The following is a 1,314-nucleotide window of genomic DNA, read 5'->3' on the forward strand; positions in this document are numbered from 1 at the left end:
GAAAGAGGCAGGGGGGCAGGGGGCAGGGGGGAAATTTCTTCGTTACTCCCTACTTCCTACTCCCTACTTCCCACTCCCTACCTAATAAGGCGGATAATCATCTTCATCAGCATAGATATAAGAACTAGAAACGCCAGCCATTGCTATTTTAGGTGTTTCTACTTTGATAGCTTCCTTGCCAAATTCTTTGTGTTCTTCAAAAGTCTTACAGATCATTGCAGATTCTACAGAATCAGAGGCAATTAGATACTGTGTTAAAGTCCCCACAGTAGGCTGTTGGTAGTCAACCGTTGAAGCCACCATTACCGTATTCGGTTCAATACCTCTTTCTTCACACTCAATTATGGGGCAGAAAATTCCGTGAGCATGGAATAATGGGCCTTTTGGTGTCACAGGTTGCTTGCGATAAACGGCATAAGCTCTTTCTAATTCCGCTACAAATCCGCTGACGACTCTTCCTTGTTGAAAGTCACAGTAAGTTTTACTAAAACTTGCTCCGGCTGCACCGTTAAGAGTTAATTGTAATGGTGTTTCATGTAAAAACTTCTTATTTTCTCCTACTAAATAAATTAGATAGCGAGTAAAGGTTTTAAATTTAAGTTTGTCTGCTAAAAAAGCATCATAATTTTCTTTAAGAGTACCCAGTTTATTCCCAGTTTCCCGGTCTTTAACAGACAAAGGCCCACGGCGGACTATAACTAACTTGGGAGTATTGGTAATAAAAACGGTTTCCACTCCAGAGCTAAATTCATGCTCTACCTGCTGCCAATTTTCATCCGACTGAAAACCCACAGCATTAGCATTATCCAGCTTAATCGCCAAACCGTGGGGCTGGATGCCATCTGTGCCATACCGAGGATTAATCATCTGACACCAGGGGATGACTTGAGAAGGGGGGGCATTAAATTTCTCGTCCTCAAAGTCGAAATTAGCAGATGCTTTCATCTTTTTAGGCTATCAAAAGTATTTTGCTAAATAAGTTTATCAGGATGGGGAATGAGTAGGTGTTGCTGTTGGAGAGTGATTTTTTAGACTAAGTATTATTTTAATTCCTCGTAGCTCTTTTCAGCAACACTTGATTTTTACCCGGCACAATTTGGGGATAATACTTTTGTACCATTAACTACAAAATCATGCACACTCTCAGGCGTATTTTTACAATAATTTTATTTGTGTTTTGCTAGCAAGTGTATAAACTTTTGCTGGTAAACTCCGTTAAAATCTGCTCATAATTGACCACGAATGTGCTCTATGTAAGCTACCTTAGTGGTGCAGAAAACTTTTTGGAGTCTCAAGTTGAAAAAACAGTAACAC

Annotated in this window: 1 protein-coding gene; it reads right to left on the reverse strand. The window is 40.0% G+C overall.

Annotated features, from left to right (window positions below; genetic code table 11):
• Window positions 1-81 precede the first annotated feature (81 nt).
• Entirely contained in the window at window positions 82-945 is an 864-nt protein-coding gene (locus tag ACM0OS_RS28905; RefSeq protein WP_414546608.1) for a DUF5895 domain-containing protein, read from the reverse strand.
• Between the last annotated feature and the right edge of the window lie 369 nt (window positions 946-1,314).

It is taken from the genome of Nostoc sp. CCY0012 (assembly GCF_963920855.1).
In the GTDB taxonomy this organism is placed as follows: Bacteria; Cyanobacteriota; Cyanobacteriia; order Cyanobacteriales; family Nostocaceae; genus Cyanocohniella.

What these genes read in the sequence shown, in the direction of transcription:
- ACM0OS_RS28905 (WP_414546608.1), bottom strand. Translation starts at nt 945, where the DNA reads ATGAAAGCATCTGCTAATTTCGACTTTGAGGACGAGAAATTTAATGCC.